Raw genomic sequence first — 16,673 nt, 5'->3', positions numbered from 1 at the left:
GGGACGATTTTTTTATTTAATAAACAGCTTTTGAGGAGGGAAAAAAATGAAATGGAACCGCAGTTTACCGTCAGGAACGAGAGATAAATTATTTCGAGAAGCTAATGGTGCTTATCAATTAGAGAAAAAGGTCAATGATGTTGTGACACATAGAGGGTATCAACGGGTAGATACACCGATCATCGAGTTTGAGGAAGTTTTTTTGAATAAAGACAGCAATCTGCAGGATTGCTACCGCTTTTTTGATAAAAATGGACGATTGTTAGTTTTACGTCCTGACATGACTAAGCCGATCGGTCGGGTAATTGCTACAGATGGGATCCAGCCGCCATTGAAATTATCGTATAGCGGGAAAATTTTTCGAGCGAATGATGAAATGTTAGGTGAACAAAATGAGCTGACACAAGCGGGTATCGAATTGATTGGCTATTCTTCGTTGAAAGCAGAAGTGGAGTGTTTGGCTTGTGCAGTAGACATTTTAAATACATTGGCTATTCCCAACTTTCACATCGAGTTAGGACATGCCCAAATTTTTCGTTTGATCGTTTCGTCATTGAATTTAAACACAAAAGAAAAAAGTGACTTACAAAGCTGTTTTGAAAATAAGAATTTGACTGATCTATCACGATTCACGGTAAAACATCCAAGTAAACTAGATGCGTTTATCCGCGCTATCCCTGAATTGTTCGGTGAAGCAACAGAAGTTATAGAGAAAGCAAGAGCGATACTGCCAAAGCAATCAGAGATTATGCAGGTGATCGAGGAATTAGAAGAATTGACAACAGTGATGAACAGACAATATCCAGACTTATCATTGACGCTTGATTTAGGCCATGTGGCGCTAATGGATTATTATACAGGTGTTTTATTCAGCGGCTATGCAGATCTTGCAGCAGATATCTTTTTACGGGGCGGTCGTTATGATCATTTAGCTGAACAATTTGGCACGAAGATGATTCCGGCTGTTGGTTTGGGCATCAATTTAGATACTTTAGTAGCGATCCAGTATCAATGCGGGGAACTGGCTACTTTGAATCAACCAACCACTTTAGTTCATAGTTCACTAGCTTCCTTGCCGCAAGCAGAAACTTTAGTCAAGGAAAATACGGGGTATCAATTATCTCTATTTGACTCGTTGGAAGAAGCCCTGAACTACGGGAAAAAATGGCACTATAAGCAAATTATTGAAATCGATGAACTGGGAATCCAGACGAAAAAGGCGGTGAATGAATATGACTAAACTAACGATTGCCTTGACCAAAGGACGATTAGAGAAGCAAACGCTGGCACTTTTTGAAAAAGCCGGGATCGATATTTCATTTATGATGGACAAACAACGGAAATTGATTTTCGACAGTCCTGATCGACGCTTTACTTTTTTATTAGTGAAAGCAGCGGATGTGACGACCTATGTTCGTCATGGGGTGGCAGATATTGGGATCGTCGGGAAAGACGTCTTGCTGGAAAATCCCTTTGGGTATTATGAAATGCTGGATCTTGGGATCGGAAAATGCAAATTTTCTGTTGCTTCAATACCAGATTATCAGCCGAATGATTATAAAAGAAAACGGATCGCTACAAAATATCCAACTGTTGCTTCTGAACATTTTCGAGCGAAGGGCGAAGATGTTGAAATCATCAAAATCGAAGGTTCTGTCGAAATCGCGCCTGTTTTAGGGTTGGCGGATGCAATCGTTGATATCGTTGAAACAGGGACAACACTAAAGGAAAATGGGTTGGAAATTTTTGAAGATATTTGCCCTGTTTCTGCACGTGTAATCGTCAATAAAGCAAAGTTAAAACGAAAACGTCAAGCAATTTTTCAATTATTTACAGAGCTGGAAACGGTTATTGAAAGAGAGGAGCAATGAGGATGAAAAGATTAAAAGGAGAAGGATCTGACATTTTAACAGCATTGCAACGTGAGCATACGCAAGTGCAAAATGATACACTGGATGTAGAAGCACAAGTTGAAACGATCATTAAAGAAGTTGCACAATATGGGGATCAGGCACTTAGACGTTATTCTAGCCAATTTGACCACGTCGAACTAACGGAGCTGGAGGTTAGTAAAGATACGATCGAACAAGGCTATATTCGTGTAGAAAAAGAAGTGATCGACAGCTTAAAAAAGGCTAAAGAAAATATCATCAGCTACCATGAAAAGCAAAAACAACATGATTTTATGGATACTGAGAAGTCTGGTGTGATACGCGGACAATTGGTTTTACCTTTAGAACGGGTAGGCGTTTATGTACCTGGTGGAACAGCGGCGTATCCTTCTTCTGTATTAATGAATGTGCTGCCGGCAAAAATCGCTGGAGTAAAGGAAATCGTCATGGTCACGCCGCCGACAAGCTCGGGTATTCCGGATGTGATCTTAGCAGCAGCGAAGATCGCAGGAGTCGATCGGATTTTTCAAGTTGGGGGCGCACAAGCCGTAGCTGCATTAGCTCATGGAACAACAAGTATTCCTAAAGTAGATAAAATCGTCGGACCGGGAAATATCTATGTGGCGACCGCTAAAAAACAAGTATTTGGCTTAGTCGGTATCGATATGATCGCAGGTCCTTCTGAAATCGGAATTTTGGCAGATGAAACAGCGAATCCAGTGTATATAGCAGCCGATCTACTTTCTCAAGCAGAACACGATGTTTTAGCGAGAGCGATTTTGGTGACGACTTCTGAACGATTGGCAGATCAAGTAGAAAAAGAAGTTTATAAACAATTACAAACACTCCCTCGTAGAAAGATTGCCGAGCAGTCTATTGAAAACAAGGGTCAAATTATTATCGTTCCTACAATTGAAGCAATGTTTACCGTCATGAACGAGATCGCTCCAGAGCATTTGGAAGTTCAGCTTCCTGATCCGATGAGCTATTTACATGAAATAAAAAATGCAGGCTCAATCTTTTTAGGTGCGTATGCCTGTGAACCGGTGGGTGACTATTTTTCCGGCACTAATCATGTGTTGCCGACAAGCGGAACAGCAAAATTTTATTCGCCTTTAGGGGTCTATGATTTCGTAAAATATAGTCAGGTGACATACTATACAAAAGAGGCGTTAGCGAATGCGAAAGATGCAGTGACTATTTTAGCTAGAAAAGAAGGACTGGAAGCTCATGCCCGCGCCATTGATTATCGTTTTGAATAAAGGTAAGGAGGAAAGAATATGAGAACAGCAGCATTAAACAGAAGCACTGCAGAAACAAAGATCGAATTAAGCTTGAATTTGGATCAGCAAGAACCCGTAAATATTCAAACGGGTGTTGGTTTTTTTGATCACATGCTGACATTGTTTGCTCGTCACAGTAGAATCTCTTTAGAAGTTAACGTGAATGGTGATTTGGAGGTAGACAGCCATCATACTGTAGAAGATGTAGGGATTGTTTTGGGTCAATGTATAAAGGATGCGTTAGGAGATAAAAGAGGGATAAATCGTTATGGAACAAGCTTTGTACCGATGGACGAAACATTGGGAATGGCTTCACTGGATTTGAGCGGCCGTTCATTTTTAGTGTTTGATGCAGACTTTGATAATCCTAAATTAGGCGCATTCGATACAGAATTGACTGAAGAATTTTTTCAGGCGCTGGCTTTCAACACACAAATGAATCTACATTTAAAAATTCTGCATGGGAAAAATACACATCATAAAATCGAAGCATTGTTCAAAGCAACGGGTCGCGCGTTACGAGAAGCGATAACAGAAAATCCGGAGATCCAGGGAGTCAACTCCACGAAAGGAATTTTGTAGATGATCATTATCATTGATTACGATACGGGAAATACACGAAATGTTCAAAAAGCCTTAAATCATGTAGGACTTGAAAATAAAATTTCTGCAGATCCACAAGAAATTTTAGCTGCAGAAGGACTGATTTTACCGGGTGTGGGTGCTTTTTCTTTAGCGATGAAGGAATTAACAGAGCGCGGATTGGTAGACGTGATCAAAGAAGCTGCTCAACGGGGAACGCCAATCTTAGGTGTATGTTTAGGGATGCAGCTATTATTAGAGGGCAGTATGGAAAATGGGTTTACAGAAGGCTTAGGATTGATCGAAGGCATCTGTGAGCGACTGCCGGAAGATCCTGCAATGCCAGTTCCGCATATGGGATGGAATGAATTGGTCGTGATAAATGACACACCACTCACAAAAGAAGTACATGGGAAATATGTTTATTTTGTTCACTCTTATTATGCTGATTGTGAACCGGATGTCATTGATGCGTTTGTACAATACTCAATCAAAGTACCTGCGATGATTTCAAAAGGAAATATTTTTGGCACACAGTTTCATCCGGAAAAAAGTAGTGATGAAGGATTGACCATTTTACAAGGGTTTAAGGAGGTTATTATTGATGCACGTATTACCAGCGATTGATATTCGTGAAGGAAAAGCAGTTCGGTTAGTCCAGGGAGATTTTTCAAAGAAAACGATCGTAAATGAAGACCCATTAGCTCAAGTCAACGAATTTCACAAGGCTGGTATCCCGATGATCCACGTCGTGGATTTGGACGGGGCATTATTGGGACAGGCTGCAAATGCTTCATTGATTCAGCAAATGAAAGAAAGCACAGGGATCAAAATTGAAGTTGGCGGAGGTATTCGGACATTACAGCAAATTGATGAGTATGCAGCGCTAGGGATCGATCGAATGATCATTGGATCTGCTGCATTGACTGATCCAGACTTAGTCAAATCAGCGGTTGAAAAGTATGGCGATAAAATTGCAGTAGGGATCGATGCGAAAGAAGGGCGAGTTGCAGTCAGCGGCTGGCTGGATGTCAGTGAAACAGACTATTTACAATTAGCAAAAGAAATGGCTGCAATCGGTGTTCAGACGATCATTTACACCGACATCGCAAAAGATGGCACCTTGACAGGACCAACGCTCGAACACTACCAAGAACTAAAAAAAGCAGTGCCGCAGATGAAGCTTATTGCTTCCGGCGGTGTGAGTTGTAAAAAAGATTTGACTGATTTAGCAGAGTTGGATCTTTACGGAGCAATTGTGGGAAAAGCATTTTATAATGGGGCGATCACATTGACAGACATGCTGGAGGTGGAAAATAGTGCTGACTAAACGAATCATCCCTTGCTTGGATGTAACTGACGGACGAGTGGTAAAAGGGATCAATTTTGTTGATCTTAAAGATGTTGGCGATCCAGTTGATATTGCCAGAGTATACAATGACCAAGGGGCAGATGAACTTGTCTTTTTAGATATCACGGCTACTAGTGATGAACGGAAAACGATGGTCGATGTTGTGGAAAGAACAGCAGCCGAAGTATTTATCCCTTTAACAGTTGGCGGGGGAATTCGCTCCGTTTCAGACATGAAACAGCTACTACAAGCAGGTGCTGATAAAATATCTCTTAATTCAGCAGCGATCAGTCGGCCTGCTTTGATTCAAGAAGGGGCTGAAAAATTCGGCTCTCAGTGCATCGTAGTGGCGATCGATGCGAAAAAAAACGGAGATGCTTGGCATGTTTTTGTAAAGGGTGGTCGTGAGGATACTGGATTGGATGCGGTAGACTGGGCTAAAAAGGCAGTTGCTTTAGGTGCCGGAGAAATTTTACTGACAAGTATGGATGCGGATGGTACTAAAAAAGGCTATGATCTTGCTTTAAATCAAGCGATTTGTGAAGCTGTTAATGTTCCTGTCATCGCTTCTGGCGGCTGTGGAGATGCTGAAGATATTGTAGAAGTCTTTAAAGAGACTACAGTTTCAGCAGCTTTAGCTGCAAGTATTTTCCATTACGGTGAGGTCAAAATACCAACCTTAAAAGAAACACTAAGAGACAATGGAGTGGAGGTGCGCCGATGAAGCCGGATTTTTCTAAAGGATTAGTCCCAGCAATCATTGTTGAAGAAAGCAGCAAGGATATTTTAATGCTGGCCTACATGAATGAAGAAAGTTACCAGAAAACACTTGAAACCAGAACGACTTGGTTCTATTCTCGTTCGCGGCAAAAGCTATGGAACAAAGGTGAGACAAGCGGACATCAGCAAAAGGTCAAAGGAATCGTACTGGATTGCGATCAAGATACATTGTTGATCACTGTAGAACAGACCGGACCTGCTTGTCATACAGGCGCTCATAGCTGTTTTTATAATGTGATTCGTTGAAAGGAGCATAATGATGATCGAACAATTATATGAAGAAATTCTTTTACGAAAAAAAGAACCCAAAACTGGCTCATATACAAATTATTTATTTGATCAAGGTTTAGATAAGATTCTCAAAAAAGTTGGAGAAGAAGCAACTGAGGTGGTCATTGCAGCAAAAAATGATCAAGCAGAATTAATTGCAGAAACCTCAGATTTGATTTATCACATGCTAGTCTTACTGGCAGAAAAGGAAATTCCATTAAAAGCCATTGAACAAGAATTAAAAAGCCGAGAGGGTCTGTTAAGTAAGACTGAAGAGAGAAAACCAATCGACAGGCTTTAAGAATAATTACTCATATAGCAGAATTTTTTTGAGTGTATGCTATTAAAAAAAGATGAAAGAAAAGAGTGTAGTACTAATGCCAGAAAAGCAAATAGTTGATTACTTTAATGAACCTAAACAATATGAAAAAAGTGAACGAGAATTTTGGCTAGATCCCTATATTTCCAAGCAGCTATTAAAAGCTCATTTAGATCAGACGAATGATGGCGCAAGCAGAAAACTTTCGGTGATTAATCGATCAGTTGACTGGCTAAATGAAGTTGTTCCAGTTGCTGAGTTTAAGAGAGTCATTGATTTAAGTTGTGGACCTGGACTTTATCCAGAACGTTTAGCAAAAAAGAAGTACGATGTGACTGCGATCGATTTCTCTAAAAATTCAATTGATTATGCAAGATCAGCTGCTGAAGAGCAGGGCTTGACCATCGATTATAGATGTGAAAGTTATCTTTCGTGGAAAGAACAGGAGCAGTATGATTTAGCTTTACTTATTTATTGTGATTATGGTGCGTTATCGCCAGAGGACCGAAAATTATTGTTTGAAAATATCTATACTTCTTTAAAACGTGGAGGAAAGTTGATTTTAGATGTTTTTTCACTACAAAAACTAACTAATTTTCAATCTGAAAACAGTTGGACACTTCATGATAGTGATGGTTTTTGGTCAACGGGTAAACATGTTGTGGTAACAAGAAATAAAAAATACGATCATGGTGTTACTTTGGAACAGACGATTCTGTTGAAAGAAGACGACACGATAATGAACTTTAATATTTGGCATCAATATTTTGATTTACAAAAAATCACAAGTGAATTAGAAGAAGCCTCTTTTGAAATCGTTACTTATTATGCCGATGTCTGTGGAAATAAATATACAGAACAAAGCGAGACGATCTGTGTGATTGCAGAGAAAAAGAGATAGAGAAAAAAAGTAGTTCTCTCTTTTTGCGTAATGCTAATCTGGGGTTAGATAACCAGAAGTGAAATAGAAATAAATCATCAGGTGCTCTTTTTTCTGTTTTTGGGATCTTATTCTGTCAGTAACAAATAAAAAGCCTCACAACGTTGTCATTTTGATGTACAACGTTATGAGGCTTTTACAATCAAAGTAGCAATGCTGTACTGATTTTGTTTCCACCTAAGATGCTGACTCTAAAACATACGTCGCATCATCCGCTTCATCATACAAAGACGCAGGCTCATCATTGATGCATTGGACGATCAAATGATACCCATATTCATCTTGGGCAACTAAGCGCTTACTTGTTAATTCGATCAAGCTATAATTTACATTTTTTCCATCAATGCTGATTTGTAAATCTTCTTCGATACTCAATGTATGCTGTATTGCTTTTTGTTTGTTGACGAACCACCATCTACCGATATAACTTTTATATAAATTAGGAATACTAGTGCTAGTTTGTTGTTTTTCTTGTTGCTTTTTCAAAAACAACGAGCCTGCGATTCCAGTAATAAGTGATGCGCCTAAAAATAATGACCAGTGTTTTTTCATAGTATCAATCTCCTCTAAGTCAATCATAGCACGAAAAACAAGAACAAACTATTGGAAAATCTTTTCCTATAAAAAAACTTAATGAAGTCTTGTCCTCAGGGATTGAATGAAAAGTTTGACAATGCTTTTTCGTTCAAAATATGGTATTGTTTTGAGGAAAGGGTGTTACAATGATTACATATCCTAACGTGCATCTAGCACATTTTATTGACAGACCAAACCGCTTCATTGCAACTTGCAGAATACAGGCGACAGGGGAGATAGTCACTGTTCATGTCAAGAATACAGGTCGCTGTAAAGAGTTGTTTTATCCAGAGGTGGAAGTTGCCTTGTCTTATCAGCCATCTCCTAAAAGAAAAACAGCCTATGATCTGATTGCAGTCAAGAAAAAAGAGGCATGGTTTAATATCGATAGTCAGGTTCCTAACGCTTTAGCAAGCCAGGCGATTCTAGATGGAACGATTATTTTGCCTGAGCTTAAAGGAAAGATCATTTCTGTCAAGCGAGAAAAACGCTTCGCTCATTCACAGTTTGATATATTAATAGAGACAGATACAGGCAATCAAGCATTTGTCGAGGTCAAAGGAATGACGTTAGAAAATCAAGAAATCGGTGCTTTTCCTGATGCACCAACGCTTCGCGGCTTAAAGCACGTGACGGAGCTGATCGAGGCACACAAAGAAGGCTATCAAAGCTATGTTTTGTTTATCGTTCAGTTTGAAAAAGTTCAAGAAGCAACGATCCATACAGCGATGCAGCCGGCATTAGCAGAAATGATTTTATTAGGGCAAACACAAGGTCTAAGCGTCATTGCTTACAATTGTCGTGTTACTCCTGATACAATAGCAGTAGCGCATCAAGTTCCATTTGATGTAACGAAAAAGTTTGAAGATCCAAATTCAGAAAGGTGAGGGTAAAGATGATTCACTTAGGTATTATTGGAACAAACTGGATAAGCCATCAATTTGTCAAAGCAGCATTGGAAACAAACCGTTACGATTTAACAGCGGTTTATTCACGCAAATTAGAAACGGCACAAAAATTTGGAGAAGAGTACGGTGATGTAGAGTACGCGACTGATCTGAAAACGTTCTTCGGTATCGCACACATGGATACCGTCTATATTGCTTCACCAAATTCCCTACATTTTGAACAAGCAAAACAAGGAATTTTAGCAGGGAAAAATGTGATCGTCGAAAAACCAGCCTTTTCTACACCAGAAGAAATGGCTGAAATCATTGAATTAGCGAATCAACAAAAGGTCTTTTTCTTTGAAGCTGCTCGAAATGTTCATGAAAAAAGCTTCAAGAAAATTGCAGACCTATTACCGCTTAAAAACCAAATCATGGGTGCAAACTTTACCTATATGAAATACTCTTCCCGTTATGACCAAGTATTGGCTGGACAAGAACCAAATATCTTTTCTCCGCATTTTTCTGGCGGAGCAATCGCTGATTTAGGCGTGTATCTTGTTTATGCGGCAGTTGGCTGGTTTGGTTTACCGAATGAAAGTCATTATTTTGCTCGTAAGCTGCCGACAGGAGTTGACGGTATGGGTACAGCGATTCTACGTTACGATTTGTTTGATGTGACGCTGCAAACAGGGAAGAATGCTGATGCCTTCTTAGATTCTGAAATTTATTTTGAAGGCGGCACATTGATCTTAGATAGTGTGAATGCAATCAGTAAAGCTGAATTTCATGATCGTAACCACCAAGAAAGAGACATCCTCTCGATTACGACAGAAGAAAATCCAATGATCGAAGAAGCACACGATTTTGCAGATGTTCTCGAAAATCCCAACGATCCAGTTCAAGGCGTCCGTTATGAAGAATGGGTCGAATTATCCCGCAATGTCAATAAAGTATTAACAACCTTAAGAAAAAGTGCCGGCATCGTTTTTGATGCAGATAAAGAATAAATTAGTTTAAAGAAGAAAGGATCATTATGACATTTATCCAGAATACACCAGAAGCTTGGCAAGAACATTGGCAAGCTTCTGGTTTTAGCGAGCCGTCGATCATTCAAGAAAGAAGCTTTGAGCCGCTAAAAGAAAAGCAAAATGTGTTAGGCATTTCGCCAACAGGCTCAGGTAAAACATTAGCTTATGTGTTACCGCTCCTTTTAAATGTAGAAAAAGATCAAGGCAGTCAATTATTGATTTTAGCTCCATCTCAGGAATTAGCAATGCAAATCAGCCAAGTCGCACGTGATTGGGCCTCCTTGCTCCAATTGAAAACACAACTGCTGATCGGTGGTGCCAACGTCAGCCGACAAGTTGAAAAACTAAAAAAGAAACCAGAAATTTTGGTAGGAACACCAGGCCGAGTGCTGGAGCTGATCAAAGCTAAAAAAATCAAAAGCCATTTACTACAAACAATCGTAATGGATGAGGTCGATCAGCTTTTTCATGAAAAAGAATTGAATTTGACTAAACAGATTTTGACGAGTGCACCGACTGATTTTCAGCTTGTCTTTTATTCTGCGACAGCGGATCGAGTAACTGAAGAAGCACAGAAACTAGCAGAGCAGCTGACGATCATCGATGTGACGGACGAAGATCATTCTGCTGGAACAGTCAATCATTATTACATGAACCTATCTCCGCGAAAGAAAAGTGCATATTTGAGAAGTTTGTCTTATACATCAGATTTTCGTGGTATGGTCTTCTTTAATCAAGTGGCCGATTTAGGCGTTGTAGAAGAAAAATTGATCTATGAAGGGCTACCTGTTGTTAGTTTAGCTTCTGATCAAAATAAAGCCTTACGCAAATTAGCGATCGACCAGTTTGCAGGTAAAAAAGCGGTCATGCTTTTAACCACAGATATTGCTGCCAGAGGGTTAGACTTTGAAGCAGTACCGTATGTTGTTAACACCGATGTTCCCTTATCTGAGGAAAGTTATATTCACAGATCTGGTCGCGTAGGAAGAATGGGTGCATCTGGCACAGTCATTACATTCGTCAATGATGCAACGAAGAGAGATTATCAACGGATATTGAAGAAAATTGGTTTGACAACACAAGAAATTTTCCTCTATGAAGGTGCCTTACACCTGACTAGAAAAGAAAAAAATGTGACTGAAGAAAAACCAACGCCTAATGAACGCCCTAAAAAAGCGCTGGTCGAACAACGAAAAGAAAAACCGAAAGAAAAATCAAAAAAAAGACCTAAAAATTCTAAGAATAAAGGGGCTAGACGTAAACCTTCCCCAGAGAAAAAATAGCACGTTCGTAAAGGTCCTGATTTAAGGAGGATATCCATGAAGTCTAGAAAAGATGAAATTCTTTCAGTATTAGAATCAAAAAAACAGGGAATGACAGCAGCGGATGTTGCTGAAGAATTGATGATCGATCGCAGTAATGCCAGCCGTTATTTGAGTGAATTATACAAAGAACGTAAAATCATTAAAAGTGACGGACGTCCAGTCATCTATTCCATTGCTGTAGAAGAAGAGAAAGTTCATGTCGATAGTTCCAGTGAAGTGACCTTTGACAATTTAGTTGGTGCCAATGATTCATTAAAAGTCAGTATCCAACAAGCCAAAGCCGCCATTTTGTACCCGCCACGCGGATTGCATACCATTATTTTCGGAGAAACCGGTACAGGGAAGTCCTTATTTGCTGAGTGTATGTACCATTTCGCCGTGGATTCTAACACGCTATCACCTGGTGCACCGTTTGTTTCCTTCAATTGTGCCGATTATGCTCAAAACCCTCAACTACTCTTCGGACATATCTTTGGGGTAAAAAAAGGAGCGTATACCGGCGCCAATGAAGATAGTCCCGGCTTGATGTCTGAAGCCGATGGCGGGATTTTGTTTCTCGATGAGATTCACCGCTTGCCGCCTGAAGGTCAAGAGATGCTGTTTACTTTTATTGATAAAGGCATTTACCGCCCGTTAGGTGAAAGTGGGCAAACCTATGAAGCATCGGTTCAAATTATCGGTGCAACAACGGAATCTTCAGAAAGCTTCCTAACAACGTTCAACCGGCGAATTCCAATGGCGATCACCTTGCCTTCATTAGACGCTCGTTCACTTGATGAGCGATATGAAATTATTTCTCTTTTTATCAAACAAGAAGCGAACCGTTTAAATCAACGAATCGATATCAAACGCGATGCGATCCTCGCCTTCATGTTGTATGATGCGGAGGGAAATATCGGTCAGGTAAAACGTGATTTGAAATTAGTTTGTGCCAAATCTTTTCTCCATTATCGAACACATAATGAAGAAAGCTTAGTCATTAGAAAAAGTGACCTGCCGCTGCAAGTTCAAAAAGGGTTACTGAAAATCAAAGAAGTCTCTGATCGTTTGGATCGATTTGTAGACAGTAAAAGTAATTATCTTTCATTTGAGCCTGGTACAAACGAAGTCGTCTGGTCCCAAGATCCAGCGCGTGATATGCAAGTGTATAATGAAATAGAAGAAAAAGTGGCGAAACTATCGGCTAATGAACTGGAAAACGTTGACTTAGAACAATTGATTTCCAGTGATATGGATGCCTATTTCCAAACCTACGTGGATGAATTGACCCAAAATCCTGTGCACAAAGAATTATTGCCGGAGCCTATTTGGAAATTGACCGATCGACTGTATGATATTGCCGAAAAAAGATTAGAGCGTACCTATAACGAAAAAGCACGTTTTGCCTTTGCACTGCATTTACAAAGTACGATCGAGCGTGTGCGTGAAGGGCATGTTATCGTGCATCCTAATTTAAATAATGTACGTAAAAACATGAAAAAAGAATTTCAAGTCGCGATGGATCTTTCTGCGATCATTGAAGAAGAGAACAATATTGAGATTCCCTTTGATGAAATTGGCTTTATCAGTATGTTCCTATCGATCAATCTTGGCAATAAAGAAAAGGTCCATGTCAATAATGTCGGTGTAGTCGTACTGATGCATGGCGATTCAACTGCTTCAAGTATGCTGAAAACGGCGCAGGAACTTCTGGGAACTGAAACGGGCGTGGCGATGAACATGCCATTGACGATGGAAGTCCAAACGATGTATGAACAGCTGAAAAACTTTGTGTTGTCTCATCGGGACGAACTGGCAAATGGTATGCTGCTGTTAACGGATATGGGTTCATTGAATTCTTTTGGAAACTTGATTTTCGAAGAAACTGGGATTCGTACAAAAGCCATTACGATGACGAGTACGATGATCGTTTTAGAAGCGATTCGGATGGCAAGTGTGGGCAGAAGTTTGGAAGATATTTATCAAAATATCCAAATGTCCTTTGAAAGTATCATTAGAGAACAATTCCGAACGAGTCCGCAGAATCAAAAAGAAATCAAAAAAGCAGTGGTCGTGACTTGTTTTACCGGCGAAGGTGTCGCTGCAAAACTATACCAGCGAATTTTACCTGTGATCGATGAAAATAAAGTTGAGATCATTCAAATGCAATTTTTAGAACGTGAAGCCTTTAAAAAACATATCGATAGTTTGATGGAAGAATACGAAATCAAAGCGATTGCTGGCACAGTAGACGTTGAATATCAAAATATTCCATTCTTCTCTGCCTTCGATATTTTCGACGATGAAAAATTGAATGTGCTAAAACGCATTGCAGGCGACGAGGTTCCAACAGAAAAAATCGTGAAATCATTAAGTGGTACGATTACTGCAGTGGATTCATTACAAAAGCTAATCGTCCTGCTGCAAAAGACGGTCCATCAAATCCAGACAGATATGCATATTATTGTAGAACCTGGTGTGGATGCAGGGATCGTGATTCATCTAGCCTTTCTAGTAGATGCTAGTTTAAAAGGAGAACCGACCAAAGAATTTGATAATTTGGCAGAGTTCATGAAGAAAAATCGCTTAGAAGCAGATGTTACGAGAACCAACTTAATGGTGATCGAAAAAGCGTATCGGGTTTCTTTCACAGAATCCGATGTCGCTCATGTAACAAGAATGTTTTTAGAAAATAAAATAAAAACGACGACAGCATACACACACAATTAACGAGTGTGTATGCTAAAAAATAACAGTGTGTACACAAAAATATATAGCTGAAATCCTGATTATTGCTGGGTTTTTAGCTATATATTTTTTTGGCACGCTTCTTGCTTATATAAGAGTATAACCAAATAAAAATGAAGGAGTGTCAGAAAATGGCTCAAAAAACAATTATGTTAGTTTGCTCAGCAGGAATGAGCACAAGTTTACTAGTAACAAAAATGCAAAAAGCAGCAGAAGAACGTGGGATGGAAGCGGATATCTTTGCGGTTTCAGCATCAGATGCAGATAACAATTTAGAAGCAAAAGATGTGAACGTCTTATTATTAGGCCCGCAAGTTCGTTTCATGAAATCACAATTTGAACAAAAATTAGAACCAAAAGGAATTCCGTTAGATGTGATCAACATGTCAGATTACGGTATGATGAATGGCGAAAAAGTGTTAGACCAAGCAATTTCTTTAATGGAAAAATAATCACGAAAAAATAAAAAGCGGATAGGAGTTTTACAAATGGAACAACAAAATTTAGAAGCAGTTATGGGTTTGATCATGTTTGGTGGAAATGCTAAAAGCGATGCAATGGAAGCGATCGCAGCAGCGAAAGCTGGTGACTTCGAGTTAGCAGATCAAAAAGTGAAGGATGCAGAAGAATCTTTAGTACAAGCTCACCATGCGCAAACAGGAATGCTGACACAAGAAGCACAAGGAAACCACATGGAAGTTACATTATTAACAGTTCACAGCCAAGATCACTTGATGACATCGATTGCGTTCACTGACTTGGCAAAAGAAATCATCGACTTATATCGTCGTATGGACAACAAATAGGATCCAAAAGATACACAACGTTTTTGAACGGGACGTTGTCAACACGATTTGAAAAGCATTTTGCTTTTTAGATAAATATTGTTTAGGGGGAAACACAAAATGAACAAATTTGTTCAATGGATGGAAAAATACTTTATGCCCAAAGCATCTGTGATTGCGGCACAACGTCATCTAGTGGCTATTCGTGACGCATTTGTCGTAACGATGCCGTTAATGATTTTAGGAGCACTTGCGGTGCTGATCAATAACCTACCGATTCCGGGATTTTCAGATTTAATGGACAAACTATTCCCAATGATCGCCAATGATGCGCCGATCTGGAAGAGTTTTGGCGGAAATATCTGGAATGGTACATTTGCTATTTTTTCAGTTTTGATTGCCTTTTTAGTTGCTTATAATTTAGTAAAATCTTACGGTAAAGACGGTATTGCTGCCGGTACTGTATCTGTCGCTTCATTCTTCGCAGTTGGCGGACTTAGCGGCATGGATGCAACAGGATTATTTATTGCTTTAGTTATTGCACTTATTTCAGGAGAAATCTTCCAAAGATTAGTTGGAAACGAAAAATTAGTCATCAAAATGCCAGACGGCGTACCGCCAGCAGTGGCTAAATCATTCGCTGCATTACTGCCAGCAATGATCACGATCAGCTTATTCAGCTTGATTACATCTATCTTCTTAGGATTCGGCGTTGAAAACATCGTTATATCATTCTATGAAGCAGTTCAAAAACCATTTATGGGCTTAGCAAACAGCTATCCTTCAGCATTATTGTTAGCATTTATTACACCATTCTTATGGTTCTTCGGTTTACACGGTGCAAACATGGTCGATCCATTGATGCAAACAATCAACGTACCAGCGATCGATGCAAACATCAAAGCACTTGAAGCGGGCGAAAAAATCCCGTATATCGTAAACAAACCTTTCTTTGATTCATTTGTAAACTTAGGAGGAACAGGTGCTACATTAGGTCTGTTGATCGCAATCTTTATCGTAGGGCGCAAAAACAAACCTTACAAAGTCATCACAAACTTAAGTTTAGCGCCGGGACTTTTCAATATCAATGAGCCTGTGATGTTCGGACTTCCGATCGTTTTAAATCCGATCATGTTCATTCCATTTATCATCACGCCAATGGTTCTTGTAACAACCGCTTACGTTGCTACAGCGAGCGGATTGGTACCAGGTGCGACATTCATGCCACCTTGGGTAACACCACCGATCATCGGCGGATTCTTGGCAACGAAGAGTATTGCCGGCGGAGTTTTAGCCGCAGTCAACTTATTGATCTCAGTTTTGATCTACATCCCATTTGTTAAAGTGGCAACAGATCAATTCTTGAAACAAGAACAAGCAGAAGCAGCGAAGTAATAAGTAAAAAACGCTCGATCATTTCTTAATGATCGAGCGTTTTTGTATGATATAAAAGTTATTTGATAGGATGTATGGTAGTTTTATTAAAAAATCACACATCGAAAATGGAAATCAATGTGTGGTTCGATTATTGAATTCTAACGTGGGCTTATTGACCTTGTATTTGCTACAATAACTAGCTGTATATATATATTAGGTGTTGATTTTATTTATATTGAATAATGAGGCAGTAACTATAGGATAAAACTATTATTTTAAAAAGGATATGGCTAAAATATTATGAGTATAAGTAGAAATCAGCCTTTTTTGATTAGATGCGGAAGGATCGTTTTCTTTGAGTGGGGACTAAGTGTAAAAAATACCTATACCAAAACCATTCGTTCTTAATACAAACTAACAGCTCGATAATAAGCTAGACAAAGAATAAATGCACTGCTAATAGAAAATCAAGCATTCGATCCATTTTTGTGTTATACTACATAAGTAATCGATTTTGAAACGTAAATTATAGTGTTATACATAAATAA

General features: G+C 39.3%; 18 protein-coding genes. 17 read left to right on the top strand and 1 reads right to left on the bottom strand.

Features of this window, described 5'->3' with window-relative positions:
• The first annotated feature begins 46 nt into the window (after positions 1 to 46).
• The 10 genes from hisZ to CC204_RS07820 all read left to right on the top strand — a co-directional run bounded on the left by hisZ (position 47) and on the right by CC204_RS07820 (position 7,378).
• A complete protein-coding gene (gene hisZ, locus CC204_RS07865) occupies positions 47 to 1,240 on the top strand; it encodes an ATP phosphoribosyltransferase regulatory subunit (protein WP_088269687.1) in 1,194 nt (397 codons plus the stop codon).
• Positions 1,233 to 1,871, top strand: coding sequence for an ATP phosphoribosyltransferase (gene hisG / locus CC204_RS07860; RefSeq protein WP_088269686.1), 639 nt, complete (start codon positions 1,233 to 1,235; stop codon positions 1,869 to 1,871). Before hisZ ends, hisG begins: the two co-directional genes overlap by 8 nt.
• 2 nt (positions 1,872 to 1,873) lie before the next feature.
• Positions 1,874 to 3,154, top strand: coding sequence for a histidinol dehydrogenase (gene hisD / locus CC204_RS07855; RefSeq protein WP_088269685.1), 1,281 nt, complete (start codon positions 1,874 to 1,876; stop codon positions 3,152 to 3,154).
• Positions 3,155 to 3,172: 18 nt separating this feature from the next.
• Entirely contained in the window at positions 3,173 to 3,757 is a 585-nt protein-coding gene (gene hisB / locus CC204_RS07850) for an imidazoleglycerol-phosphate dehydratase HisB (protein ID WP_088269684.1), read from the top strand.
• A complete protein-coding gene (gene hisH, locus CC204_RS07845) occupies positions 3,758 to 4,384 on the top strand; it encodes an imidazole glycerol phosphate synthase subunit HisH (RefSeq protein ID WP_088269683.1) in 627 nt (208 codons plus the stop codon).
• Positions 4,362 to 5,087 (top strand): 1-(5-phosphoribosyl)-5-[(5-phosphoribosylamino)methylideneamino]imidazole-4-carboxamide isomerase, encoded by a 726-nt coding sequence (gene hisA / locus CC204_RS07840; RefSeq protein ID WP_088269682.1) that lies wholly within the window; start codon positions 4,362 to 4,364, stop codon positions 5,085 to 5,087. The genes hisH and hisA overlap by 23 nt, the downstream gene beginning before the upstream one ends.
• Positions 5,077 to 5,832: an imidazole glycerol phosphate synthase subunit HisF gene (gene hisF / locus CC204_RS07835; RefSeq protein ID WP_088269681.1), complete on the top strand. Its 756-nt coding sequence runs from the start codon at positions 5,077 to 5,079 to the stop codon at positions 5,830 to 5,832. Before hisA ends, hisF begins: the two co-directional genes overlap by 11 nt.
• Entirely contained in the window at positions 5,829 to 6,134 is a 306-nt protein-coding gene (gene hisI / locus CC204_RS07830; RefSeq protein ID WP_088269680.1) for a phosphoribosyl-AMP cyclohydrolase, read from the top strand. The genes hisF and hisI overlap by 4 nt, the downstream gene beginning before the upstream one ends.
• Before the next feature lie 13 nt (positions 6,135 to 6,147).
• Positions 6,148 to 6,459 (top strand): phosphoribosyl-ATP diphosphatase, encoded by a 312-nt coding sequence (gene hisE / locus CC204_RS07825; RefSeq protein ID WP_088269679.1) that lies wholly within the window; start codon positions 6,148 to 6,150, stop codon positions 6,457 to 6,459.
• Between the two features lie 76 nt (positions 6,460 to 6,535).
• A complete protein-coding gene (locus tag CC204_RS07820; RefSeq protein WP_157894258.1) occupies positions 6,536 to 7,378 on the top strand; it encodes an SAM-dependent methyltransferase in 843 nt (280 codons plus the stop codon).
• Between the two features lie 216 nt (positions 7,379 to 7,594).
• Here CC204_RS07820 and CC204_RS07815 read toward each other — a convergent pair whose 3' ends face one another.
• The gene (locus CC204_RS07815; RefSeq protein ID WP_088269677.1) at positions 7,595 to 7,969 is read right to left on the bottom strand and encodes a DUF4828 domain-containing protein; all 375 of its coding nucleotides are present in this window, start codon (positions 7,967 to 7,969) and stop codon (positions 7,595 to 7,597) included.
• 173 nt (positions 7,970 to 8,142) lie between these two features.
• On the opposite strand from CC204_RS07815, the gene sfsA reads away from it, so the two are divergent.
• The 7 genes from sfsA to CC204_RS07780 all read left to right on the top strand — a co-directional run bounded on the left by sfsA (position 8,143) and on the right by CC204_RS07780 (position 16,143).
• Positions 8,143 to 8,880 carry a DNA/RNA nuclease SfsA gene (sfsA, locus tag CC204_RS07810; RefSeq protein WP_188634520.1) on the top strand — a complete coding sequence of 246 codons (738 nt, stop codon included), beginning with the start codon at positions 8,143 to 8,145 and terminating at the stop codon, positions 8,878 to 8,880.
• 8 nt (positions 8,881 to 8,888) lie between these two features.
• Entirely contained in the window at positions 8,889 to 9,890 is a 1,002-nt protein-coding gene (locus tag CC204_RS07805) for a Gfo/Idh/MocA family protein (RefSeq protein ID WP_088269675.1), read from the top strand.
• Positions 9,891 to 9,916: 26 nt separating this feature from the next.
• The gene (locus tag CC204_RS07800; RefSeq protein WP_088269674.1) at positions 9,917 to 11,194 is read left to right on the top strand and encodes a DEAD/DEAH box helicase; all 1,278 of its coding nucleotides are present in this window, start codon (positions 9,917 to 9,919) and stop codon (positions 11,192 to 11,194) included.
• Positions 11,195 to 11,230: 36 nt separating this feature from the next.
• Positions 11,231 to 13,945: a sigma 54-interacting transcriptional regulator gene (locus CC204_RS07795; RefSeq protein ID WP_088269673.1), complete on the top strand. Its 2,715-nt coding sequence runs from the start codon at positions 11,231 to 11,233 to the stop codon at positions 13,943 to 13,945.
• Positions 13,946 to 14,094: 149 nt separating this feature from the next.
• On the top strand, positions 14,095 to 14,415 hold the full coding sequence (locus tag CC204_RS07790) for a PTS sugar transporter subunit IIB (RefSeq protein ID WP_088269672.1): 321 nt from the start codon (positions 14,095 to 14,097) through the stop codon (positions 14,413 to 14,415).
• Between the two features lie 36 nt (positions 14,416 to 14,451).
• Positions 14,452 to 14,769, top strand: a complete 318-nt coding sequence (locus CC204_RS07785; protein ID WP_087641064.1) for a PTS lactose/cellobiose transporter subunit IIA — start codon at positions 14,452 to 14,454, stop codon at positions 14,767 to 14,769.
• Between the two features lie 99 nt (positions 14,770 to 14,868).
• Positions 14,869 to 16,143: a PTS sugar transporter subunit IIC gene (locus CC204_RS07780; RefSeq protein ID WP_088269671.1), complete on the top strand. Its 1,275-nt coding sequence runs from the start codon at positions 14,869 to 14,871 to the stop codon at positions 16,141 to 16,143.
• The last annotated feature ends 530 nt before the right edge of the window (positions 16,144 to 16,673 follow it).

Source organism: Enterococcus wangshanyuanii (assembly GCF_002197645.1).
Taxonomy (GTDB): Bacteria; Bacillota; Bacilli; order Lactobacillales; family Enterococcaceae; genus Enterococcus_L; species Enterococcus_L wangshanyuanii.
The sequence above is the reverse complement of the archived record's forward strand: the minus strand, read 5'-3'. Positions and strand labels throughout refer to the sequence as shown.